The sequence below is a fragment of the Acidobacteriota bacterium genome, from assembly GCA_016196035.1.
Classification (GTDB): Bacteria; Acidobacteriota; Blastocatellia; order RBC074; family RBC074; genus JACPYM01.
The window spans coordinates 38,527-62,555 of sequence record JACPYM010000099.1 but is presented as its reverse complement, the minus strand read 5'-3'; the positions used below and the strand labels follow the sequence as shown (position 1 = coordinate 62,555).

Genomic DNA, 24,029 nt, shown 5'->3' with positions numbered 1-24,029 from the left:
AGTTTGACAACATTTTAACGACGGACTGATGGAGGAACAATGAGCAGCGTTCAAATCGCGGTTGCAGTTCTATTGGTGTTCACAGCGCTGAGTTATGCCCAACGGCCTGCCGCCAGAAATGCCACTGGCGCGGCCACTATCACAGGGATTGTCATCGAATACGAGATCGGAGCGCATGGCGACACCACGGTAGTCGAGGCGGGCGGCAAAACATACACCTTTTGTCTTGGTTGCCCGGGCAAAATCAAAGACAGCCCACAGATCATTGGAGATCAAGACATCAAGGTCGGCACACGCGTCAAGGTTGATTACGTTGGGGCAAAGTGGTCTGCCGCCAGCAAAACTTATGACGTGAAGGCAGTGCGCGTCACCAATCTCAAAGGAACTTCCGGAAATGTCGCTACTAACCCGGAGCAAGGTGATTGGGCTACGTTCTGGCCTGCATTCAGAGCCGCCCTTCAGCAGCGTGACCGCGCCGCCATAAGGTCAATGATCTCCGCCGGCTTTGAGTGGGCGGGAGACGGGCAGGTCAATTCCGCCCAGGTGATCAGAAACATGGATACGGGACTGGTTCCCTGGCAGCGCATCCTGAAATCAGTGACCGGCGGAGTTGTGAACTGCAGGCCCAAGGATAGCTCCTGTTGGAACTTCAGTGGCAGACAGGCAAAGCGAACCATCAAACCCGAAACGCTTGTTTTCGAACTAGGAACAGATGCTCGCTGGAAATGGGCCAGGTTGGTCGGTGACTAACTATGTCGTCGCCCAAACAAGCTGATGAAAAGTCGCGGGACAAAGATCATCCTTCAAGGAATTACGGCTATGAAATATCAATCGTTGGCTCTCGTAGTTTTTGCGTGGCTCGCCGCCACCACAACGTTTCAAGGCAGTTCGCCGCAACAACCGGCGGCTTCGACGCAAAGCCGCAATGTCGGGCCATCGCTCCCTTACGAGGATCATGGCGCTTGTCCGTTTGAATGCTGCACCTATCGCCGTTGGACGGTCAGCGCGCCAACCGTCGTTCGGCAAGAGCGGCAAAACAATGCGCCTGTGACCTTTACCTTGCGGCGCGGTGAAAAAGTGTTGGGCGTGACTGGCGTGGTGATTACGACGCAACCGGGCCAAGCGCGGGCGCTCAAGCCGACGGCGATTGGCGGGTTGCGCGTGAGCACGGGCGAACTCGTTTACATCCTGACCAATCTCGGCGAGGGCAGCAGCAAGGTTTGGTACAAAGGGAAGCTGGGCGAGGCCGAGATTTATGATGTCACGTTCTTCAAAATTCTGAAGCAACCGCAATCCATTTGGTGGGTGAAGGTCAAAAACAGCAAAGGGCAAATCGGCTGGACGGATCAAACCAAACATTTCAATGGAATGGATTCCTGCGGGTGATCGTGGTTGGCTCAAGCCGCGTCGGTTTACTGACCAAATCAGTCCGACAAACTCAATCCAGGAGGTACACATGAATTACGAATACCGAATGATCCAACTGCCGCCGACCATTCAAGTCGCGGCCAAAGAATGGCAAGGCCACGAAGCGGCTTATTACCTGCAAAACGTTGCCAACGAACAGGCGGCGCAAGGCTGGGAGTTTTACCGCGTGGACACCATCGGCGTCGTCGTGCAGCCAGGCTGTCTGGCGATGTTATTCGGCGCGCGGCAATCGCTGGTGGAGTATTTCGTCGTGACCTTTCGTCGCCCGGTATAGCGGTGGTCACGACGCCCAACTTTCGCGAAAGGGGGTAAAGCGCTATGGCTGAATGCAAAGGTTGTCACGGCACGGGCAAATGCTCGAAGTGTCACGGCAGCGGCTCCAACGGCAGCATCCTGCCACCGTATGACTGCGAAAAGTGCAAAGGCTCGGGCAATTGCACGGTGTGCAAAGGCTCCGGCAAATCGTAGCGCATTGGCTTGCCTGCGGCGGCAAGGTGTGCAGCTATCAAATGCCGGTCAACCGTGAACCCCGCAGCGTTTGAATCCCGCCAACCGGGGTTGGCGGGATTCGCGGGAAACCAGCGGCACAAGTTGAAATTTTGCCTTTCCCATAAACATCCGGTTGGGCAGCAAGAAACAAGAGGGAAACATGAACCGCTCACGATTTGTCATTGCGTTACTGCTCGCTTTGTTTTGCGCGCTATCAGGCTTACGCCGAATAGCGGCTAAACAACCGCGCGCCGTTTTTGATCCCCGCGCGGCGTCTGGCCTCGTCGCCGATTATCAATTTCGGAATGACCTGAATAGCTCCCTCAGCAATGCGCTTATGCTGACGCAGCTCGGCGGCGATTCGTTCGACAACGCGACGATTGACGACGTGACGCGCCGCGCGTTGTATTTCGAGCCGAACAACGGGTTATCGCTGACGCCGACAACGGCGCTGGCGATCAATCAAAGCTATACCATCGTGATGTTGTTCGCGCTCGGCAATGTTTCCGGCTATCGCCGCCTCTTCGATTTCAAAAACGGCACAACCGACAACGGGCTGTATTGCTATAACAACCGGCTGGTCTTCAAGCGCGTCAATAACTCCTACATTGATAGCAACACGCTGATTCTCGCGCCCAACACCTTTGCCCAGTTGGTGCTGACGCGCAGCGCCGAGGGCGATGTGACGGCCTACGTCAACGGTGTACGGCAATTCTTTTTCACGGACGCGGCGGGCGACGCGAGCGTTGGCGCGAACAACACGCTGCGCTTTTTCCGTGACAACGATGGCGAGGCGTCGGCGGGCGTGGTGGCGCGGTTACGTATCTATAACGCGCCGCTGGCGGGCGGCGAGATTGCCGGGCTGGATCGTTTGCCGCAGGCGCAGGCCGGTTGCCCCAGCCCCAGCGGCTTCGCGCAAAACAGCGGCGCGGCGGGCGCGAGTTTTTTGCTCAATGGCGTGGGCTTGAGCGGCGTGACGAGCGTGCGCTTTCCCAACAACCTCAATGCGGTGTTCACCAGCAATGACGACACGCAACTCAACGTGACCGTGCCTGCCGGCGCCGTCACCGGCACGCTCGCCTTGAGCAAAGCCGGTTGCAGCGAGGCGCAAACCAACGCCGTGTTCAGCGTGTCGAACGCGACGACGCCGGCGCTCGCGGCGGATTATCAATTTCAAGGCACGCTCGGCAGCGCGGCAGGTTTTCCGCCCGTGCTGCTCAATCTGGGCGGCAACGGCTTTGAGAATGTGGAGGTGGATGGTCGTGTGCGCCGCGCCTTGAAATTCGATCCGAACAATGGCGTGGCGTTGTTTTCGACCGCCGGCGTCGTCTCCAATCAGGCGTACACTGTGGTCGCTTTGTTGGCGCTGAGCGCCGTCTCGGAGTATCGCCGGTTGCTGGATTTCAAAAATGGCACGAGCGAGAACGGCCTGTATTGTTATGAAGGCCGCTTGGTCTTCAAACGCGTCAATAACTCGTACCTCGATAGTAACAATCGCGTCATCGCGGCGAATAACTTTGTGCAGTTGGCAATGACGCGCAATGCGGCGGGCGGCGTGGCGGTCTACCTGAACGGCGTCAATCAATTTTCGTTTGTGGACGCCAACGGCGACGCGCTGCTCGAAGGCAACACGCTGCGGTTCTTTCGCGACAATGTGGGCGATGGCGAGGCGTCAGGCGGCTACGTGGCGCGCCTTCGACTGTTCAACACGGCGCTGTCGAGCAATGAAATCGCGGCATTGGATCGCTTGCCGACCGGCGCTGTCGCCAGTGTCTCAGCCGCCAGTTTCAGTGCCGCCGCCTTTGCGCCTGAATCCATCGTGGCGGCATTCGGCTCAGAGTTAGCGACCGCTACGCAAGCGGCAGCCACGGTGCCTTTGCCGACCACGCTGGCGGGCACGCGGGTCTTGGTCAAAGACAGTCTGGGCATCGAACGGCTCGCGCCGCTCTTTTTCGTCGCGCCGACACAGGTCAATTATCAAATTCCGCTGGGCACGTTGCCCGGAACGGCTTCCGTGACGATCACGGGTGGGAATGGTGTGGTGTCCGCCGGGACGCTACAGATTTTGCCGGTTGCGCCGGGGTTGTTCAGCGCCAATGCAAACGGTCAAGGCGTGCCTTCGGGCGTGGTGTTGCGCGTCAAGGCTGACGGCACACAAAGCTATGAAGCTTTGGCGCGCTTCGATGCGGCGCAGAATCGCTTTGTCGCCGTACCGATTGATTTGGGGCCGGACTTGGGCACGGCCAGCGATCAGGTGTTCCTGGTGCTGTTTGGCACAGGCATTCGCGGGCGCAGCTCGTTGACCGCTGTGACCGCGACGCTGGGTGGGGCGAATGCTGAAGTCTTGTTTGCCGACCAGGTGGCAGGCTTGGTTGGGTTGGATCAGGTCAATCTGCGGGTGCCGCGTTCCTTGCGCGGGCGGGGCGATGGCAATCTGGCGTTGTCTGCGGAGGGGCGCGCGGCGAATGGCTTGCTGGTCAACGTTAAATGAGTAGCGGTGTGTTACCGGGCGGCGTGTTCTTTGCGTGTCTGCGCTGTCACCAATGCCTGGCGCTTATCCGAACGTGACGTCTTGCGGGAGATTGAGACGTACCTCGACGGCGGCGGCGTTTCGATCAAGCGCGCGTCGGGAGTGCAGCGGGAGCAGTTCGACATCGCGTTGTCGTAAGTGAACGCAAACAAGCTAGAGAAATTTTCAATGGCGTAGGAGCCGGTGCTTCTGCGCCATTTTGGTTGGCCAAGCTCTTTTGGCGGCGCTGAGCCGCAGCCGGAATCCAAATTCGCTTCTCCAAAAAAGGACACGCAACGTCAACCGTTGGGCGAATTCCGCCCAACGGCAGCGCCGGGTTGCGGCCAGCCGTTTGGAAGCTGAGCGACTCATGCGTAAAGTAGGCACCTCCCCCGGCAGCCGCGCTGGCAACGTGTCAGCGTGACTGCCGCAAAAGCGCTGAATTTCAATTAACAAGTAGCCGGTTGGCCGCGCTGTCCAGACTGAAGCTCAACTGAGTTTTGGGCAACGCCCGAGGCGAAAAACCAGGGCTTCGCGTTTACAGGCAAAGCGTTTCCGCGCGATGAATTCAACTCCCCAAACGCCTGACAAACTCGAACTGCGGCTGCTCGGCGCGGCCAGCATCGCCGTGAACGGCACGGTGGTGGCCGAACGGCATTGGATGCGGCGCAAGGCCAAAGCCCTGCTCAAATTGCTGGCGCTCGCCCCGCAGCATCAGTTGCACCGCGAGCAATTGATGGAAGCCCTCTGGCCTGAACTCGAACCCGAACTGGCCGCCAATAATCTGAACAAAGCCTTGCACGCGGCGCGGCGCGCGCTCGAACCCGATCTGAAAAGCGGCGCGCAATCGCGCTTCCTGCAAACTTACGAGCAGCACGTGCAGTTGCACGGCGCCTTGTGGATTGATGTCGAAGCCTTTGAGCAACAGGCGGCGGCGGCGTTGAAAGGGGCTGACAGCGGCGCGTGCGAGACGGCCTTGGCGCTTTATGCGGGCGATTTGCTCGAAGAAGACCGGTACGAAGACTGGGCCGTGGCGCGGCGCGAACAGTTGCGGCGGCTGGCGCAACGCTTGCTCGAACATCTGGCGCAACTTTACGAAAGCGGCGGACAAACGGCCCAAAGCATCGAACAGTGGCAACGGCTGCTCGGCTTTAACGCCGCCAACGAAGAAGCGCAGCGCCGCCTGATGGAGCTTTACGCACGCAGCGGCAGCCGCCATCAGGCCATCGAACAATACCAACGCTGCCGCGAAGCCGTGCGCAGGGAACTCGACGCCGAACCGGAACCGGCCACGACGGCGTTGTACGAACAGATTGTGGCGGGGCAATTCACAGGCGCTGCGTTGGCAAGCGGGCCGCGCGCGAGCGGTGATTTCAGCGCGGCGGCGCTGGCTCCGGCGCTGGCTCCGGTGCTATTGGCTGAAGCGCCAGTTGCCGCGGAAACCGTCGCGGCACCGGTTAAAGCGCGGCGTAGGCTTTACGCTGTGGTTGGCGCAATTGTCTTGTGCGTGGCTGCGTTCGGCGCGTGGCGGTATTGGCTGCGGCCCGCAAGCACGCAAATCGAAGCCCTCGCCGTGCTGCCCTTCACCAACAGTGGCGGTGATGAATATGTCAGCGACGGCATCACGGAAAGCCTCATCAACAATCTGTCGCGCTTGCCGGGCTTGCGGGTGTTGGCGCGCACCACGGCCTTTCGGTTCAAGGGGCGCGAATTCGATCCGCAAACGTTGGGGCAACAGTTGCAGGTGCAAGCCATTCTGACCGGGCGCGTGCAGCAACGCGGCGATGAGTTGCAAATTCAGGCCGATCTGATTGACGCAAAAAACGGCGCGCAATTGTGGGGCGATAGTTACAAAGGCCGCCCGGCGGAATTGCTGGCGTTGCAAACGCTCATCACGCGCGACATCACGGGCAAGTTGCGCCAGCGTCTGACCGACGAAGAGCGCACCCGCAGCGAAACGCGGGCGACGCACAGCAACGAAGCGTGGCAGGCTTATCTGAAAGGTCGCTATCATTGGAACCGCCGCACCATCCCGGAAACCAAACGCGCGGTTGAGGAATTCGACAGGGCCATCCAACTCGATCCCCAGTTCGCGTTGGCTTACGTCGGGCTGGCCGATGCCTGGCATACGTTGTCGGGGTTGGAACGCCCGCCGAGCGAAGCCATTCCGCGCGCGCGCGCAGCCGTGGAAAAAGCGTTGGCGCTCGACGATCAACTCGCCGCCGCGCACGCTTCGCTGGGCATCGTGCAATGGCGCTACGATTGGAATTACGCCGAAGCCGAGCGTTCGTTCAAACGCGCGATTGCGCTGGATGGCAATTACGCTTCGGCGCACCAGTGGTACGGACTGTTGCTGGCGTATCGCCAGCGCAATGCCGAAGCCCTGGTCGAACTCAAACAGGCTCAGCAACTCGATCCGCTTTCGCTCATCATCAACGCCAATCTAGGCTTGCTGCCTTATTTCGCGCGGCGTTATGACGAGGCGATTGACCAGCTCAAACGCACGCTCGAACTTGATCAAAATTTTGCCTTCGCGCACTTCTTCCTCGGCTGGGCTTACGAACAGAAAGGCGACCGCGCGCAGGCGCTAGTTGAATTCCGGCGCGCCGCACAAATAGACGAAACGCCTGCGACGCTCACCTATTTGGGCCACGGATTGGCTACGGCGGGCAATCGTGCAGAGGCGCTGGCGGTGGCCAACAAGCTGCAAACGCTCGGCCAGCAACGCTATGTATCGGCTTATTACCTCGCCATCCTGGCCGTCGGCTTGGGCGAAAAAGAACGCGCGTTCGACCTGCTCGCCAAAGCCGTCGAAGAGCACGCCGACGCACTCGTGCTGTTGGCGGTCGAACCCAAGTTCGATCCGTTGCGCAACGAACCGCGCTTTCAAGCGCTCCTCCAACGCCTTGGGTTGAATTGAAAGCTGTTGTCTCCTCTTGACCCCTATCATCTTGTATAGCGCGCCTTAGCCGGGGAATTCTCAAATTTACAGAAAGAATTATTTTGCGTGCAGCTTGCCGTTAAACCGTGCCGGCTCAAATGCCTTCAGGGTTGGAACTCATTTGGAAGCTGGCTGGAAGCGCCATTGGAGCGTGCGGGAACAACCGGGGAAGCCGACCTGTGTAACTTGCCTACGCTGACATGTTCGGGAATGACGTGTCACTGAGCAAGCGAGACGAAGCAATGAAACTGTACAGTTCATTTTTGGTGCGTTGTTGGGTGATTCGTGAAGCAGGGCCAGCCGAGCGGGTCGTCTTCGATGTCGAACATATTCAGACCGGCGAACACTGGCGCGCGCTGACGCCCGCCGCCGCCCTTGAACGGATCACACAAATTAGTCGGCAAGTCACCCCCGTGGCTGACATCGCGCCAGCGAGCGAAACCGAACCAGATGATTAACGCAGGAGAGATATCATGCAACTTTCTACCCCACAACCTGCCCGTGCTGGCGCGGCTCTTACCGGCGCGGCGCGGCGCGCGAACGCTAAGACGGAAACGGCTGCGCTGCAAAAACAATTGGGTCAATGGATGGCAGCCAGCGCGGCGGGCGATCAGGCGGCTTTTACGAAACTTTATGATGCGACGCAGCGGCAGGTTTATGGGTTGTTGTTGCGGATGCTCAAAAATCCGGCGACGGCGGAAGAAGTGTTGCTCGACGTTTATTTGCAAGTGTGGCGGCAGGCTGCGAGTTATGACACGGCGCGCGGTTCGGTGTGGGGGTGGCTGATGACGATCACGCGCAGCCGGGCGCTCGACCGTTGGCGCGCTTCGGCGGGGCAACTGCGCGAAAGCGATGACCTCGAAACCGTCAGCCTGACCGTCGCTGCCGTGACAGATTCGCCGGAAGCCAACAGCCTGCTCAACGAACGTTCCAAGCTTGTCCGGCAGGCGCTCACGCAACTCACGCCCGAACAACGCCTGTTGATCGAGACGGCTTATTTCGAAGGCTTGAGCCACAGCGAATTGGCCGAACGTTTCGCGCTGCCGCTGGGGACGGTCAAAACGCGCATTCGCACGGGCATGGTTTCGTTGCGCAAGTGTCTGGAGCGTTATGGAAGTTTCGACTGCTAACCCGGCAAGTCGCGGTACCACGCAAGAAAAGGAAAACCGCGGAGGACACCGGCAAGTCGTCAAGCAATGCGCCTGCCTTTATTCATAGCGTAAACACTCAATCGGATCGAGCCGCGAAGCCTTGCGCGCCGGCCACACGCCGAAAATCAAGCCCACCAGAATCGAAACCGAGACGCCTGTCCCGACGGCCCAGAGCGGAATCGTCGCCGGAATCGCGGGCACCGCCCACATCAAAATGTAACTGACGCCAATTGCCAGCAACACGCCGAGCAGGCCGCCCAAAAACGTCAGTGTCATGGCTTCAAACAGGAACTGGCGCACGATGTCGCGGCGGGTGGCGCCGAGGGCTTTGCGCACGCCGATTTCGCGGGTGCGTTCGGTGACGCTGACCAGCATGATGTTCATTACGCCGATGCCGCCGACCAGCAGCCCGACGGCGGAAATGGCGATGGCAAAGATACCGATGGCGGCGGTGATGCTGTCGAATTGTTTGACGATGCGGTCGGCGGTATTGAGGTCGAAATTGTTCGGCTCGTTGAATTTCAAACCGCGCTGTCGCCGCAGAATTTGTTCGACTTGATCGTAGGCATCGGCCAGGCGGCCCGATTTGGCGCGGATGTTCATCATCATCCATTCGCTGCGCGGGGCCAGTTTGCGCGCGGTCTCAAAGGGAACGAAGACGGCGTTGTCCTCTTCGTTTTCGCCAAAGAAACCGGACTTGCGCTTTTCCAGCACGCCGATGACTTCAAATTCCTTGCCCAGCCAGGCGACCGTGCGGCCCGCGATAGTGCTTTGATGGGGGAAGAGCGCTTCGGCGGCATTCACGCCCACGACCATGACGTTGCGGCGATGTTCGTCATCCACCGGGCTGATGAAACGGCCTTCGGTCAGACTGATGTTGGCGACGCGCTCGTATTGAGAGGAAACGCCTTGCAGGTCGCCTTGTTTGTACGAGACGCCGTTGTATTTGATCGTCCGGTCAACCATCCAAAGAAAACCCGCATTGGCGACGGCTTCGACGGCGTCGGCCTGCGCGCGGATGGCGTCGGCGTCTTCGGGGGTGAGCGGCTTGCGGTAATACTCGGCGCGGTCACGGTCGCCCACCTGCGGGCCGGTCGAGAGGTGAAAGGCATAGATGTTATTCGTGCCGTACTCTTCGACCATGTTGATGATGCTGCGGCGCATGCCCGTCAGGATCGAAGCGACCGCAATCACCACCGTCACCCCGATCACGATGCCGAGCACGGTCAGGAAGCTGCGGAACTTATTCGAGCGCACCGTATCCAGCGCCATCCTGATCGTATCCAGCGGCAGCCAATGCAGGATGCGCCAAATCCGGGCGGGCTTGCGTGACATAGGCAATGGAATTTCGAGTTCTTTTTGCATGCTCTTTGCCTTTCAGCAGGGAGAACGAGATTACGGAACAGACGGAAATAACGGAACAGACGGAACCGCTAAGCAGGGCATTGGCTCTGTTACAACCACGAAGTAACGAAGCGCGCGAAACGGTTTCGGCAAACTCCCGCTCTTCTTCGTGTCCTTCGTTTCTTCGTGGTGAAAACCATGTTTCATTTGTGTGGTTCGAGCTTCCGTCTGTTCCGTTATTTCCGTCTGTTCCGTAATCTCTCTTCACAGTTTTTCAACTTTTCGATAACGCCACGATAGGATCGAGCCGCGAGGCTTTGAAGGCCGGATATATGCCCGCGATCATGCCGATGCCGCCGGAGACCGCCAGCGCCAGCAAGATGTAACCCGCCGTCACCACCATCGGGATCGGCGTGTTCAGCTTGACGGCCCACGCAATCGCCGACGCTAGCAGCAAGCCCAGCATTCCGCCGACCGAAGAGAGCAGCGCCGATTCGATCATGAATTGCAGCAGAATCTGGCCGCGCCGCGCACCCACGGCCTTGCGCAAGCCGATCTCGAAGGTTCTCTCGGTGACGCTGACCAGCATGATGTTCATCACGACGATGCCGCCGACCAGCAACGACAGCAGCGTCACGGGCGTGACGACCAGCGCGATCGTGCCGGTGAATTGATCCACCTGATTCTTGATGTCCCCGGTGTTGACCAGGCCGAAATCGTCTTCTTCGTTGCCGACCAGTTTGTGACGATTGCGCATGACCTGGCGGGCTTCATCCATCGCGGCGTTGAATTGCTCTTGCTGGGTGGCGCTGCCGTGCAAGCGGATGCTCTGGCGGCGGCCAAAAATATGGCCGAAGGTGGTGATGGGCATGTACAGATTGTTGTCGAGCGAACTGCCGAACATGGAGCCGCGCCGCGTTTCGACGCCGACGATGCGCAGCGGGCAACCCTGGACTTTTAACTCTTTGCCGACCGGGTCAGCGCCCTGAAAAAACTTATCGCGCACATCCGCGCCGATGACGGTGACCAGGGCGGAGTTTTTTTCTTCGCTCTCTGAGATGAAGCGGCCTTCGCCGATGTCCTTGTTTTCGATCACGCCCATATTGGCGCTCACGCCCAGCGCCTGTGTGCCGAGCATTTCCTGGCCTTCGTAATTGAGCTTGACGCGCGTGTTGATGTCCACGCCGACCTCGGCGCACTGCTTGCAGCGCTCCTTCAGCCATTCAAAGTCGTCGAGGTAAAGGCGCTTGTTGCGGCGATTCATCTTCTCCCACTCTTCTTCTGAGAGGCGGCCATTGACCGCGATGCGCGCAATCATGAAGTGGTTCGCGCCCAGCATCTTCGAGACGGTTGTGAGTACATAAGCATTCAAGCCATTGATCGAAGCGCCCACGACCACGACCGAAGCGACCCCGATGATGATGCCGATCAGCGTCAAGAAGGCGCGCAACTTGTGCGCGAAGATCGCCTGCACGGCCAGCTTGAAAGCATCAAAATAAAAGGAAACGTAACTGCGCATCGGCGCCCCCTGTGTGTCTTTGATAAGCGAATGGTTGCGGGTACTGACTCCTGTACGGCGCGGCCCGCCAGCGGGTTCGCATTTGTTTGGCGGGTGTTCACGCAGTTGCCGCGCTGCTTTGCACAACGAAAAGAACGCTGCCGGATTAACAGTCGGGTGCAAAAAATCGATTGATTCAGCTTGAGTCATACAACTCAAAGCTGGCGCTCTATCTGTCGTAGCGTTAGTATCGCGCCGTCATTTACCAAGGTGGGTTGTGCGTCCAGCCGCAATCCAAACACCCAGCAACGAGCATTGCAAGGAGGCTTACCGATGCGTCAATTCAGACTCGTCCTGTTCTGTACTCTTTTTGTTTGGGGGCTATGTGACCCTGCGTTTGCGCAAACCGGGCGAGCGGAGGCCAACGAAATTCTGCGGAAGGTGGCAGAGACATATCGCAATCGCAGCAACTATCGGTTTGCCTATCGGACGATCTCTAGCATGAAGATGAAGGACAATGGCGGGCGCTACGAAACATTGCAAGAAGCTTCATTGCTGCTGGCGGTGCGTAGCCCGCAAATCTGGCGGGCGGAACGGCGCGATGCTTACGATGCTTGGCAGGCAGGCAGTGATGGCAAACTGACCTGGGCGTATAAACCGGCTTTGCAACAATACGTGCGCAAAGCGGCGGTCTCGCTGGATGAACTGAAACCGCCCTGGCGGGGTGAAGCCGCGAGTTTGATTGGGAGCGCGCTTTGGCAACGGCTTGGCCTGCGCTTGGATCGGTATGATGGCCTCGGTGATCCAAATGCCGCGACGACGCGCTTGCTGGCCGATGAAGCGTTGCTGGTGGCAGGGCAGAAGCATCTTTGTTTTGTGGTCGAATCCCGTTCGATTGAACCGTTGCAAGAAGGTGAGGAGTATCAGACCACCTATTGGATTGAGCAGCAAAGCTTCGTGGTGTTACGCGAAACGTTTTACACCAAACGCTACATGCCGAACCAAATTGGAATGACAGAGTCGAGCCTCACTTTTGAATGCACGGACTATCGTGTGAATGAGCCGCTGCCGGACAGTGAATTCGCGTTTCTGCCGCCCGCCCGCGCCAGAGAAGTGCATTGGTTTGTACAGCCCGGTGAAGGCCAGCCGCGCCGTTCGCCGGGCGAGCGGCCTGCACTTGATTTGGCGCGCTGGCGCAGCAAAGAAGCGCCGCTCGTTCCGCTGAAAGATTTGGACGGCGAGACGGTCAGCTTGCAGGATTTGCGCGGCAAAGTGGTCGTGCTTAACTTTTGGGCGACCTGGTGCGGGCCGTGTTTGGCTGAAATGCCGTACCTGGAAAAATTGCAGCAGGAATACAAAGACAAAGCTGTCGTGGTGGTGGGTGTGAGTGCTGAAGAGCCTGCCGTTGTACGCCAGTTTCTCAAGACCAAAGGCTACAGCTATCGGTTTTGGCTCGATCCGCTGCAACGCGCCGATGTTTTGTTTGAACTCAACAACAGCATCCCGCACACGTTTTTCCTCACGCGCGACGGCAAGATCGCAGAGTCGTACCGCAGTTCACGTCGCGAAACTGAATTACGCGCGGGCATTGAGCAGGCGCTGCAAGGCCTTGAAGCGACAAACTCCGCCGCGGCGTCACAAGCCTGCGTGCCAAAGTTGCTGACGCCCGCGCCCAATGCCAGTCTGATGAATGGACGGAGCGATAAAAACAGCTTCCATTTCTGGGAATTCGATTGGTCGGACTGTCCGGGCGTCAGCGATTATCAGCTTTATGTGCGCGGGCCAGGTGCGACTTTTGCATTGATTGACAATGACGCTTTGCGCAGTTCGAACTTCACTACGAGTTTTAGTTCCGGCTACGTACCAGAGGCCTTGCGGCGCGGTTGGCTCTGGCGCGTGCGCGCCAAGCTGAACGGGCAATGGGGCGAGTGGTCTGAATTGCGCAGCTTTGATGTCGAGCCGCCAGCAGAAGAACGCGCCAGCCTGCCTGCGCCCAAATTGCTGGCGCCCGCGCCCAAAACGGTCTTCAACCATTATCCGCGAAAAACAGTATTAAGTTGGGAGCCGGTACCTGGCGCCGTGGCTTATGGCGTCGAAGTAGATTGGTTCATGCAACGTTGGAATACCGATCATCAAGGCCGCAGCGAGAGCCTTTACAGCGGCATCCAGGAAACACAACTCACGTTTAGCTTCATGGGCGCACAACCGGGCCGCTGGCGCGTCTGGGCGGTGGATGCGCAAGGCCGCGCGGGCGCAAAAAGCGAGTGGTGGGAATTTAGTTATACGAAGTGAGTGGCAAGGCTAACGTGCGCTCAACACCGAAGCACGATTGGATTGCAGCAGTTGGCAAGCGGCGTGATAAACGGCCTCTTCGGTAATCATCGAAATGTGCGGTGCGCGCACGTGAATTTGCCGCTGCCCCAGCACATCCTGCGCGGTCGCTTCAGGATGTGGGGAAATGACGACGACGGGCGCGCCCGCCGCGGCGGCCAGATGCGCCGGGCCGCTGTGGTTGCCGACGAATAAACTCAGCCGCGCCAGGGCCGAAACCAGATCGGGCAGCTTGGGCGCTTCAAAGGCGATGGCGCTCTTGCCCGGCAATTCACTGACCAAACGGCGCGCCAGCCCGCGCTCGCCGAGGCCCGCCCCCTTACCTGAGAAGATCAGCAGCCGCGCATTGAAATTGTGATGCAGCCGTGCCGCCAGATTGACGAAGTGGCCGAATTCCCAGCGCGGTTTCTTACGCCCCGCGCCCGGATGAATCCCGATCAACAACTCGCCGGATTGCACGCCGTGTTTGGTGAGCAAGCGTTCCAGCCGGGCATCGGCCTCGCGGTCGGTGGTCAAACGCGGCTCGGCTTCGACGGGACGGACGCCAAGCGGTTCCAGCTTGCGCAAATAGGCGTGCGCGTCGTGCGTGAGTTTGGGTGCTTTGATGAGTTGTTGCGTGGCGCGTTCGATGACCACGCTCAGGCCGTGGCTGAGCGTATTGCGCCGCCGATCCAGCCGTTCGCGCGCCTGTGCCAGTTGGAGCAAGACGCCCGCCTCGGTGTTGCGCTGCAACTCAATGGCCAGGTCGTAATAGCCGCGTTTGATTTCGCCCAAAGTTTTGCTGCTGCGATAGGCCGAACGCGGGGCCAGGACTTCGCCGCCGCGCAAACGTCCGACCGGCAACACTTCATCGGCGCAATGGGCCAGGCAAATCACGCCGGCGGCACTGGTGCTGGTGGCAACGGTGATGCGCGCGGTGGGCAGGTGTTGGCGCAAGGCGCGCAAGGCAGGCAAGGCCATGACGGTTTGGCCCAGACCGGCAACGTGGATGACCAGGATGTTTTGGGGATTGTCGGGCATGCGCGCGGTGTACTGCGTCAGGCGATGTCGCTCCAAAGGCGAGCGTCAACGAAAAGTTCGAGGTGTTTGACGTTGGTGGTGGCGACCGTGACCTGGTGACCGGCATTTTGAATCAGCAGAGCTTGCGCGGCGAGGATGACATCGGCGTCGAGCGCCTGATCGGGGGCGTTAGGGCGACCCTGGCGGCGTGATTCCGCCCAGAGATCAGCCGCCAGCAACATCGCCGTGGTGGTTAGGGGTAAGTAACCGAGATCAATTTTGAATTGGTTGAGTCTGGCGATGCCGCGTGACTTGCCCGCGCGCACTAATTCCCGCCGCACTTCGTAATCGGTAATCTCCGGGAGCAGAATTTTGCGGGCCTGCTGTTGCTGCGTGTAAAGCCATTGTGCGGCGCGAAAAGGCTCACCAATGGCTTTCGGGTTCGTTACCAGTCCAAGCGGACCGGCATCAAGCAGGAGGTAATAACTCATGGAAACAACTTTCTGTCAGGCGAGAGCCGGTCTTCATCCAACACGCGTTTGAGGTATTCCCACGTTTCCGCTTGCGGTTCATCAGCATCGTCTTCTGTGCACCATTGCTCCAACAACGCGAGCGCCCTTTCAGGGTTGCCTTCGGGCGGATGCAAGTAAACCTCTTCCGGTGGCGGGATGGTAAGCCTGCGCCACAAGGCTTCGCGTTGCCGTTCAATGTCACTTTTCAAAAGCTCTTTTTCCGCCGTGCTCATCGCTTTACCTCCTTACGCAATCAGCTCTTGTGCACCAGCAAACTCTTGCCCGTCATCTCCGCCGGTTGTTCCAAGCCCAACAATTCCAACAGCGTCGGCGCGACATCTTCCAACGCACCCCCATCGCGCAATGCGCCTTTGAAGGTTTTGTCGCACACGATGAACGGCACCGGATTGTTGGTGTGCGCGGTGTGCGGGCCCCCGGTTTCGGGGTCAATCATCTGTTCGCAATTGCCGTGGTCGGCGGTGATGAGGGCCGCGCCGCCGTGTTGTTCGATGGCGCCGACGACATCGCCCAGGCAATTGTCCAACACTTCGACGGCTTCGATGGCGGCTTTTAGGTTGCCGGTGTGCCCGACCATATCGGCGTTGGCGAAGTTGATGACGTAAGCATCGGTTTCATTCGCATCCAGCGCCCGGCAAATCTGGTCGGCCACCTTGGCCGCGCTCATTTCCGGTTGCAGATCGTAGGTCGCCACCTTCGGCGAAGGCACCAGCACGCGGCTTTCAAAGGGGAAGGGCGATTCGATGCCGCCGTTGAAAAAGTAGGTGACGTGCGCGTACTTCTCAGTCTCGGCAATGCGCATGTTCGTGACAGCAAGTTTAGCGAAGACATCCGCCAAAATGTGTTGCAGCGAGATGGGCGGAAAGACAATCGGCGTGTTGAACGAGCGGTCGTATTGCGTGAACGTGGCGTAATGCAAATTGGGAATGAGTTCGCGCTCAAAGCCATCGAAGTTCAACCCCGTGAAGGCCCGCGTCAATTGCCGCGCACGGTCGGCACGAAAGTTAAAGAAGATCACCGAATCACCGGCTTTGACTGTCGCGACAGGCGTGCCGTCCGCGTTTGTGATGACGGTCGGTTCGATAAATTCGTCGGTTACGCCATTGTCATAAGATTCCTGAATCGCCTCCAACGGATCGGTGGCGCGCTGGCCTTCGCCTTTGGTCAGCATGTTGTAAGCGCGTTGCACCCGTTCCCAGCGGTTGTCGCGATCCATCGCGTAATAGCGGCCGCAGATGCTGGCGACGCGGCCTACGCCAATCTCGCGCATCTTGGCCAGCAATTCGCCGACATAGCGTTTGCCCGAATTAGGCGCTGTGTCGCGGCCATCGGTAAAGCCGTGGACGAAGACGTTCTCGACGCCGCGCTGGGCTGCCAGTTGCAACAAGGCGAAAACGTGCTTGTCTATCGAATGCACGCCGCCATCCGATACCAGCCCGAACAAATGCAGTGCCGAAGCCTTGCCAGCATCCACCGCCGCGCAGAGCGTCGGGTTTTCAAAGAACGTGCCTTGGTTGATCGCTTCGTCAATGCGGGTGATGTCCATCTGAACGACGCGGCCCGCGCCCATGTTCATGTGGCCGACTTCGGAATTGCCGAACTGGCCGCAGGGCAGGCCGACGCGCTCGCCGGAGCCTTCGATTAACGTGTGTTGGTATTTTGCCAGGTATTGATCCAGGTGTGGCGTGTTTGCCAGCGCGATGGCGTTGCCTTCGGTTTTGGGCGAGTAGCCGAAGCCATCCAGGATGATGAGTGCGACAGGTCTCTTTTTCAAAATTACATTTGCCATAACGGCGGCCATCATAGCGAAAAGGCAGGGCGAGGCAAAGGCAGCGTTGAATCGTGCAGTAGTCCGCGCGTGAGCAAGGGCTGTAGTGACTAAAAGCAGCCCTTGCTCACGCGCGGGTTACTGCCACGTTATTCATTTGGCCCGGCTCAGATTAAACGTGCCGGTGTAAAACGCGCTGGTAAAGAAGCCGACGAACTCTTTCTCATTCGCGCGGCCAATCCAATCGTAAACGCCGCCATCCTGCTTGCCGAGATCGGTGGTGCCCGTGAAGAGCACGACCTTGCCGATCTGGCGGCCTTCCATTTTGATCGAGTATTTATAGGGCCGCCCGCAATCGCCTTCAAACACGGCCAGCCAGACGCCGTCTTTTTGCTCGATCTTGGCCGACAGGTTCTTGCACAAATCCTTGGGCGTGCTGCCGCCTTGCGCTGGGTTGTAAGAAGACCAGACGCCCGTCCAAGCGCCCGCTACGTCTGGGGCTGGTTCTTGCGCGGGCGGGTTTTGGGTTTGGGCGAAGCCGGTGAGCAGGACGAATGCGAGACAAGTTAGAACCAAGCAGATGCGTTTTGCCATCGAATGTTTTCCTTTCAGCTTTTGCCTTGTGTTTGTGGAGAACGGTCGGGAACGGCGAGGAGTATAGGGCTGAGTTAGTGACGGGAGCAATCGAAGATGATCAATATGTGAATGCAGTCCCACTTACGTTCATAGGCGGGACTGCGCTAGATAATTACTCGCCCTTCTTCTCCTTCACCACATACGCCTGCTTCAACCCGCGTTCCGCCTGTGCCCGCGAGTCATAAACGTTAGGCCGCGCCAGCACGGCCTTGTATTGCGTAAGCGCCTCGTCGCGTTTCCCAGCCAGATCGTAAACCTGCCCGGCGCGCAACAGGGCAATCGTGGCGAGGTCGGCTTGGGCGGTCTTGATGGTTGGCACGGCCAGGAATTGCGCGGCGGCGCGTGGGTGTTGCTGATTAGCGGCGAGGGCTTCGCCGTATTTGAAATGGACGAGGTCGGCCACAGCGGCGGCGGATTCATCTTTGAGCAGGCTTTCAAACTGCGCATAAGCGTCATCGTGGCGCTTCAACTCAACCAGCGTGGCGGCGGTTTCGAGCCGGAAGAGATAGTTGCGCGGATACTTGGCGCTCAGGCGTTGCAGAATGGCGAGCGCGTCTTGCGGGCGTTTTTCGTTTTGGAAAACGGCCAGCAACAACACGCTGGCGTCATCGGAGTTGTTGCCTTTCTCGACGACGGTTTGCATCTCGGCGATGCCTTTTTGTTTGTTGCCGCGCATGCCACCGATGGCTGCGAGAGCTTTCATATAAAACGGCAGCGTGCCCAGGATGTAGTGATAGGTGCCGACGGCGAGATAGGCGTCGTAATAATCGGGCTTCAATTCGATGACCTTTTGGTGCAGGTCTACGTTGCGTGAACCGTTGCGCATGGCGGCGAAAAACTTGCGCGCGGTCGAGGCTTCATACCCGGCCAGCACGCCGTGTACGGCACCGAGGAAATAAAGCGCATCAGGGTCTTTTTTGTCGCGGTTGAACAGCGTCAGGGCTTTGAGCTTGGCCTGCTGAATGCGGTCGCGGAAGGCTTTGTCTACGGCCGGATCAACGGCATCGCCTTCGGTTTCCTCTTTGGCGTTTTCGGCCCCGGCGTAAAAGCTGGAGTCGGAATTGTAGAGGCTGGTTTGCAGGCGGCGGTTGCGGTAGAGGTATTCGAGCCAGGTCGCAATTGAAAGATACAGATCGCCGGCCGGGTGTTGCGGAGCCAGCTTGCGAATCTCTTCAAATTTGGTGCGCGCGGTGGCGTAATCAATGTTGAAGAGCGCCGCATTGCCTTCATCGCGCAAGGTTTTGAGTTCAACGGATAAGGCGGCGGGCGTAAGCGTGGTCGTCACGGGCGCTGCGCCTGTGGAGGCGGTGGCCGTTTGATTGGGCGCTTGACCGAAAGCGGAGCCGGTGCAGAGTAACAGCGCGCACAAGAATAATGCGAGCCGTTCGAGCTTGGCTTTGCGCGTTGCTTGATTGGCGGATTTGAGATTTGAGATTTGAGATTTGAAGTGCAGGGCCGTCTGCACCGCGCCCCGCACATTCGCGGGGGTCAGGTATTGCGCGGCGTAATAGACCGCGATGAAGGAGCTTTCCAAGGAAGAGAGTATTCGATAAAGCATAGTTTCCTCAGTTGAACAGTTGCGCGTCACTGCTGTGGCGGCGCGACCACGCGCAACGCCTGCGGCAGATTTTCAAAACGCATCGGCAAGTGCCCGGCAACTTCGCCATCCAATTGCACCAGGGCGGCGTTGTTGGAATTGGCGCTGATGTATTGCGCCGCTTCATACGTGACGCCGCTCGTGTGAATGTGACGGCCCGCCGTGCTCAAGAGCGCGTAACCCAGATAGGCCAGGCGGCTTTGCGAATTGAACAGGCAGACCTTAAAACGGTCATCGGTCAGGCGCGCATCCGGTGTCAGCGAAAACATAGATGCGTAATTCGCCGCGTTCGAGATGACGGCGAAAGTGCTCGCGTGCCGTTGACCGTTAAAGGTGATCGAGAACGGCGTCAGCGGCAGCCGCGCCAGAAAGCCCAGCCCGGCGGCCAGGTAAGCGCCGGTGCCCAGCCGTTTTTTCAATTTCAAATCCACGTTCTGCACAATCGTCGCGTCCAGCCCTATACCAGCCATCACCAGGAAATAACGTTCCCAATCCGGGGTTTGATCGCCTGCGGGTTTGACTGCTTTGCCGACGCTGATGGCGCGCACGTGTTGCTGCGTGATCAGCGCCGCCGTGGCGTCGGGGTCGTTGGGCAGGCGCAACTCTTTGGCCAACACATTGGCCGTGCCGCCGGGCCAGATAGCGAGGGCTGTGTCAGTGCCGACCAGGGCTTGCACCGCTTCGTTGATGGTGCCGTCGCCGCCGCAGACCAAGACGCAATCGGCCTGGGCGCGGACGGCTTCACGGGCAAGTTCGGTCGCGTGATAGGCGCGTTTGGTGGGCGATAAGGTAACCGCCAGATGCCGCGCTTCAAGCGCCGCCACCAGGCGATTGATGATCGTCGGATTACGGCGCAGCGCGCCCGCCGTCGGGTTGTAAATCAGGGTAATGCGTTCAATCTGTTTCATCATCTCTGCAAACTTACGGGTCAACCAATTCCAGGGGGTGTCCGCAGCAGTGCAATTGAAGTGCCAGCTTACAGCGAATTCTAAGTCCAGCATTCTTGCGGTTGCAGTTGGCGGGATGCAAATGTCAGCGGCGTGTTTGGCCGACAGGCGACAGGTTTGGCTGACACGAATACGGAATGCGGAGTCTGGAATGGATTGGGCTGGCGTAAACGCTCGAATTTGAGATTTGAAATTGGAGATTCCGCACTTCGCATTCAAACCGGTGTGCGGGGCGCTTTGCCAGTCAGCACGTCAATCGTGTTTTCGACTGCCAGCATAGCCATCGCGGTGCGCGTTTCGCATGTGGCGCTGCCGATGTGCGGCAGCAAGACGACGTTGGGCAGGGAGAATAAAGCCGGGTGAATTTCCGGTTCGCGCTCATAAACATCCAGCCCCGTGCCTGCCAGGTGCCCGCCTTGCAAGGCGGCTACGAGAGCGGCTTCGTCTACGATGGGGCCGCGCGCGGTGTTAATGAGATAGGCGCCGGGTTTCATCTGGGCGAAGGCGGCGGCGTCGAGCAGGTGTTTGGTGGTGGCGGCCAGGGGCACGTGCAAGCTGATGACGTCGGATTGTTGCAGCAGTTGGTCGAAGCTGACGCGGCGCGGGGCGAAACTGTCTGAACGCCACTTGGGCGTGCTGTGGGGTGGTGTCGAAAGCCGGGCGTGCGAGGGGTCGTCGCGATAGGCGATTTCGTCACTGCCGCAATAGATGATCTGCATGCCAAAGCCTACGGCGCGGCGTCCGACGGCCTTGCCGATACGCCCAAAGCCGATAACGCCCAGCGTTTTGCCGGTCAAGCCCGCGCCCAGCAGCATGTCGAAATCCCAGCCGTCAAATCTGCCCGCGCGCGTGAATTGGTCGGCTTCGACAAGGCGGCGCGTGACGGCCAGGATGAGCGCCCAGGTCAAATCCGCTGTGGCATCGGTCAGCACATCCGGTGTGTTGGTGACGATCAGGCCGCGCTGTTTGGCATAGGCGACATCAATGTTGTTGTAGCCGACCGCGACATTGGCGATGATGCGTAACTGGCGGCCCGCCTCGATCACCGCGCGATCAATCGTGTCGGTGAGTAGGCAGATCAACCCTTCGGCATCGCGGACGCCGGCCAGCAGGGCTGCGCGGTCCAAGACGCCGTGTTCTGTACCGATGCGATACTCACAGGCTTGGCTCAAGCGCATGAGCGCTGGTTCAGGAAGGCGACGAGTGACGAAGACGCGAGGTTTCATAGCGGGCGGCACTGTAGCATTGAAATGCAATGGCCGGTAGTTAGTTGGCAGTTGGCAGGTGCTGCTTAAACGCCGCTTTTTTCTTTACGGCAAATTGCCTGGGGTTAAAACTCGACAAATCGCCAATCGCCAACTGCCAACTGCCAACTGCCAACGGTAACTGTCCCCTGATGGGGTATAATCTTCAGTACGATGGCAAATTCGATGAGCAACTGGTTGACGTTGTACCGTAAGCGGATTTTGCAAACGCTGTCCATGACGGTGCTGCTGGTAATTATCGGGGTGATAGTCACGGCTTTTGTGCGGGGCGTGCGCAAACCCGCCCCGAAATTACCCCCACCCCCTGCGCCGAGCCTGGGCGCGCAAGTGATTTCGGTAACGGAAGGCTACGATTACGTAGTGACAGCCGAGGGCAAGCCCAGTTACCGCGTGAAAGCGGCGCGTGACACGGCGTATTCCGATGGGCGGCACGAATTGGAGCAGTTGACCTTGATTGCCTATGCGACCGATGGCAAAGAGAAAGCTCAGATCGTGGCCGATCATGGCGTCTATCGCCAGCAGGAAGGTGAGGCGCAATTCACCGGGCACGTCAAAATGACCGATGCCGAAGGATTGGAAGTCACCAGCGAGAAACTCAATTACAACCAGATCAAACAAGTCGCGGCCACCGATGTGGCGGTGCAATTCAAACGTGGCGAGATGAGCGGCTCATCCATCGGCGCAGTCTTTTATGCGCAGACGAAGGTGATTGATCTGAGCAAGGATGCGCATTTGGTCAAAGAGCATGTCGAAAAAGGGAAGGGCGGGCCGCCGGTTGAAGTGCGCGGCGGCTGGGGCGGTTACGATGGTGTCAAAGGCTTGATCCGGTTTGAAGGCGCGGTCGTCGTGTCGCAGGGCACGCAGGAAGGGCGCGCCGACGCGATGAATGGCTTTCTGGATGCGGCGACCAAGAAAAAACTGGAGCGCATCGAATTGCGCGGGAATTCCTTTTTGAAAGATGGGCGGAAGGGCAACCAGGCCGAGGCCCAAGCCCGTGATATGGATTTCTTTTTTGACGGCGAGCAACAGTTGACGAAGGCCGTGGCTGTGGGTGCAGCCACAGCGCGCTCGCTGGAACCGGACGCGCCGCGCGAATTGAGCGCCGAGCGCGTCGAAGCGCTTTATGCGCCTTCACCCCAAGGCAGCAATTTGCAATCCACTTCGACCCAAGGCCGCACCGTGTTGAAGATGGTCGAAATGAACGCCAAGCAACCCGCCAAAAGCGCCGAGCGGGTCTTGGAAGCCGATGCCGTGCAGACCACCTTTTCGGCGGACGGCAGATTTTTGCAACGCGCCGAAGCCAATGGGAATGCCTGGTTGACGATTACGCCGTTGCTGGTGACGCCGAAATCCGAACGGCAGAAGCTGCACGCCGCCAAATTCAACGTGGACTATTTCGAAACCGGCAACGCCATCAAGACCTTTGTCGCGGACGGCAATGCCGTAGCCGAATTCGAACCCTTACAAGTTGCGCCAGAAGTCAGCAAAGATGCAGCAAAAAGCAAAGATAAGGCCAATCCCGTGAAGCAAGGCAACCGCACCTTGAACGGCCAGAAGCTGACCGCCAATCTGCAGCAGCAGACGCAGGAAATCACCGATCTCACCGCCGAGGGTGAGGTCAAATATACCGATGGCGACCGCAATGCCACGGCGGCGCGCGGTGTTTATGAAGCCGCGACGCAAACGGTCGCCATGCGTGGCAAGCCCTTGTTGTGGGATGCTACTGCGCGCACAAATGCGGATGAGATTGACGCGAACCTGGACACGGGCGAGAGCCAGGCGCGGGGGCATGTGCGCACGACCTATTACAGCCGCGAAACGACCGGCGGCGCGGCGCCTTTTAAGAAAAGCAAAGCACCTGTGACGATTGCCGCCGACCGCGCCGTGGTGCGGCATCGCGAGGGGGCGGCGCGCTATCTGGGCAATGCGCGCGCCTGGCAGGATGACGATTTTGTGCGCGGTGACAACATGGAGTTGGACAAGGGCGAACGCGCCATGCACGCTTGGGGGAACGTCCAATCGGCGTTTTATGGTATGGAACGGGAAATTGAGAAGGGGAAGAAAGAAATCGTCCCCGTCTTTGTCAGCGCCGAAAAGCTGGATTATGCCGATGAATCGCGCACCGCGCATTACGAAGGCAAAGTGAAAATCCGGCAGGGCAGCGACCAGATTGATGCGGCGGTGGCAGATGCATTGATGGATCAGGAAAATAAATTATCCAAAATGACGGCGACCCGCGAGGTCGTGTTGACACAACCGCAGCGGCGCGGACAGGGCGATTTGCTGGTGTATACGGCAGCCGATGATGCGGCGGTGCTGACCGGCAACCTGGCGCAAGTGGAAGACCGCGAGCGCGAAGTGACGACAAAAGGCGCCCGATTGACGCTCCATTTACGCGATGCTAGGATTGAAGCCGATGATGTGAGCGGCACGAAACGCGTGAAAACAACCCATCGAATACAGCGTTAACAGCAACCGCGTGATGCCGTGCCTTCCAGTTTTGAATCCATTCACACGGAAGCAGTCGGGCAAACCCACGCAACCACACACCGGGAATTTTCCCGAGCTTGCCCTGGCGTAGGGCGAGGCGGCAGGC

21 protein-coding genes are annotated in these 24,029 nt (G+C 58.8%); 11 read left to right on the top strand and 10 right to left on the bottom strand.

Annotated features, from left to right (window positions below):
* The first annotated feature begins 39 nt into the window (after positions 1-39).
* The 9 genes from HY011_28305 to HY011_28265 all read left to right on the top strand — a co-directional run bounded on the left by HY011_28305 (position 40) and on the right by HY011_28265 (position 8,497).
* The gene (locus HY011_28305) at positions 40-750 is read left to right on the top strand and encodes a hypothetical protein (GenBank protein MBI3426850.1); all 711 of its coding nucleotides are present in this window, start codon (positions 40-42) and stop codon (positions 748-750) included.
* 69 nt (positions 751-819) lie between these two features.
* Entirely contained in the window at positions 820-1,386 is a 567-nt protein-coding gene (locus HY011_28300; protein ID MBI3426849.1) for a hypothetical protein, read from the top strand.
* 70 nt (positions 1,387-1,456) lie between these two features.
* Positions 1,457-1,702, top strand: a complete 246-nt coding sequence (locus HY011_28295) for a DUF4177 domain-containing protein (GenBank protein MBI3426848.1) — start codon at positions 1,457-1,459, stop codon at positions 1,700-1,702.
* 44 nt (positions 1,703-1,746) lie between these two features.
* Positions 1,747-1,896, top strand: a complete 150-nt coding sequence (locus HY011_28290) for a hypothetical protein (protein ID MBI3426847.1) — start codon at positions 1,747-1,749, stop codon at positions 1,894-1,896.
* Positions 1,897-2,254: 358 nt separating this feature from the next.
* Positions 2,255-4,408, top strand: a complete 2,154-nt coding sequence (locus tag HY011_28285; protein MBI3426846.1) for a hypothetical protein — start codon at positions 2,255-2,257, stop codon at positions 4,406-4,408.
* Positions 4,409-4,438: 30 nt separating this feature from the next.
* Positions 4,439-4,585 carry a hypothetical protein gene (locus tag HY011_28280; GenBank protein ID MBI3426845.1) on the top strand — a complete coding sequence of 49 codons (147 nt, stop codon included), beginning with the start codon at positions 4,439-4,441 and terminating at the stop codon, positions 4,583-4,585.
* 403 nt (positions 4,586-4,988) lie between these two features.
* Complete coding sequence (locus HY011_28275) at positions 4,989-7,346, top strand: winged helix-turn-helix domain-containing protein (protein MBI3426844.1); 2,358 nt, start codon at positions 4,989-4,991, stop codon at positions 7,344-7,346.
* Between the two features lie 263 nt (positions 7,347-7,609).
* Positions 7,610-7,825, top strand: coding sequence for a hypothetical protein (locus HY011_28270; protein MBI3426843.1), 216 nt, complete (start codon positions 7,610-7,612; stop codon positions 7,823-7,825).
* 15 nt (positions 7,826-7,840) lie between these two features.
* Positions 7,841-8,497 (top strand): sigma-70 family RNA polymerase sigma factor, encoded by a 657-nt coding sequence (locus HY011_28265; protein ID MBI3426842.1) that lies wholly within the window; start codon positions 7,841-7,843, stop codon positions 8,495-8,497.
* A gap of 78 nt (positions 8,498-8,575) precedes the next feature.
* On the opposite strand, the gene HY011_28260 is transcribed toward HY011_28265, so the two are convergent.
* Both HY011_28260 and HY011_28255 read right to left on the bottom strand, forming a co-directional pair.
* Positions 8,576-9,883, bottom strand: coding sequence for an ABC transporter permease (locus HY011_28260; GenBank protein ID MBI3426841.1), 1,308 nt, complete (start codon positions 9,881-9,883; stop codon positions 8,576-8,578).
* A gap of 253 nt (positions 9,884-10,136) precedes the next feature.
* Positions 10,137-11,381 carry an ABC transporter permease gene (locus tag HY011_28255; protein MBI3426840.1) on the bottom strand — a complete coding sequence of 415 codons (1,245 nt, stop codon included), beginning with the start codon at positions 11,379-11,381 and terminating at the stop codon, positions 10,137-10,139.
* 420 nt (positions 11,382-11,801) lie between these two features.
* On the opposite strand from HY011_28255, the gene HY011_28250 reads away from it, so the two are divergent.
* On the top strand, positions 11,802-13,652 hold the full coding sequence (locus HY011_28250; protein ID MBI3426839.1) for a redoxin family protein: 1,851 nt from the start codon (positions 11,802-11,804) through the stop codon (positions 13,650-13,652).
* Positions 13,653-13,661: 9 nt separating this feature from the next.
* On the opposite strand, the gene HY011_28245 is transcribed toward HY011_28250, so the two are convergent.
* From HY011_28245 to HY011_28210, 8 genes are all read right to left on the bottom strand, one after another.
* Entirely contained in the window at positions 13,662-14,711 is a 1,050-nt protein-coding gene (locus tag HY011_28245; GenBank protein ID MBI3426838.1) for a glycosyltransferase family 9 protein, read from the bottom strand.
* A 17-nt stretch (positions 14,712-14,728) separates the two neighbouring features.
* Positions 14,729-15,181 (bottom strand): nucleic acid-binding protein, encoded by a 453-nt coding sequence (locus HY011_28240; GenBank protein MBI3426837.1) that lies wholly within the window; start codon positions 15,179-15,181, stop codon positions 14,729-14,731.
* Entirely contained in the window at positions 15,178-15,435 is a 258-nt protein-coding gene (locus HY011_28235; GenBank protein MBI3426836.1) for a hypothetical protein, read from the bottom strand. Before HY011_28235 ends, HY011_28240 begins: the two co-directional genes overlap by 4 nt.
* A 20-nt stretch (positions 15,436-15,455) precedes the next feature.
* Positions 15,456-16,994, bottom strand: coding sequence for a 2,3-bisphosphoglycerate-independent phosphoglycerate mutase (locus HY011_28230; protein MBI3426835.1), 1,539 nt, complete (start codon positions 16,992-16,994; stop codon positions 15,456-15,458).
* 147 nt (positions 16,995-17,141) lie between these two features.
* Positions 17,142-17,582, bottom strand: coding sequence for a hypothetical protein (locus tag HY011_28225; protein ID MBI3426834.1), 441 nt, complete (start codon positions 17,580-17,582; stop codon positions 17,142-17,144).
* Positions 17,583-17,736: 154 nt separating this feature from the next.
* The gene (locus tag HY011_28220) at positions 17,737-19,182 is read right to left on the bottom strand and encodes a hypothetical protein (GenBank protein ID MBI3426833.1); all 1,446 of its coding nucleotides are present in this window, start codon (positions 19,180-19,182) and stop codon (positions 17,737-17,739) included.
* A 26-nt stretch (positions 19,183-19,208) separates the two neighbouring features.
* The gene (locus tag HY011_28215; protein ID MBI3426832.1) at positions 19,209-20,132 is read right to left on the bottom strand and encodes a diacylglycerol kinase family lipid kinase; all 924 of its coding nucleotides are present in this window, start codon (positions 20,130-20,132) and stop codon (positions 19,209-19,211) included.
* Positions 20,133-20,383: 251 nt separating this feature from the next.
* A complete protein-coding gene (locus HY011_28210) occupies positions 20,384-21,394 on the bottom strand; it encodes a D-glycerate dehydrogenase (protein ID MBI3426831.1) in 1,011 nt (336 codons plus the stop codon).
* Positions 21,395-21,598: 204 nt separating this feature from the next.
* Here HY011_28210 and lptC point away from each other — a divergent pair, with 204 nt between their 5' ends.
* The gene (lptC, locus tag HY011_28205; GenBank protein ID MBI3426830.1) at positions 21,599-23,902 is read left to right on the top strand and encodes an LPS export ABC transporter periplasmic protein LptC; all 2,304 of its coding nucleotides are present in this window, start codon (positions 21,599-21,601) and stop codon (positions 23,900-23,902) included.
* Positions 23,903-24,029 lie beyond the last annotated feature (127 nt).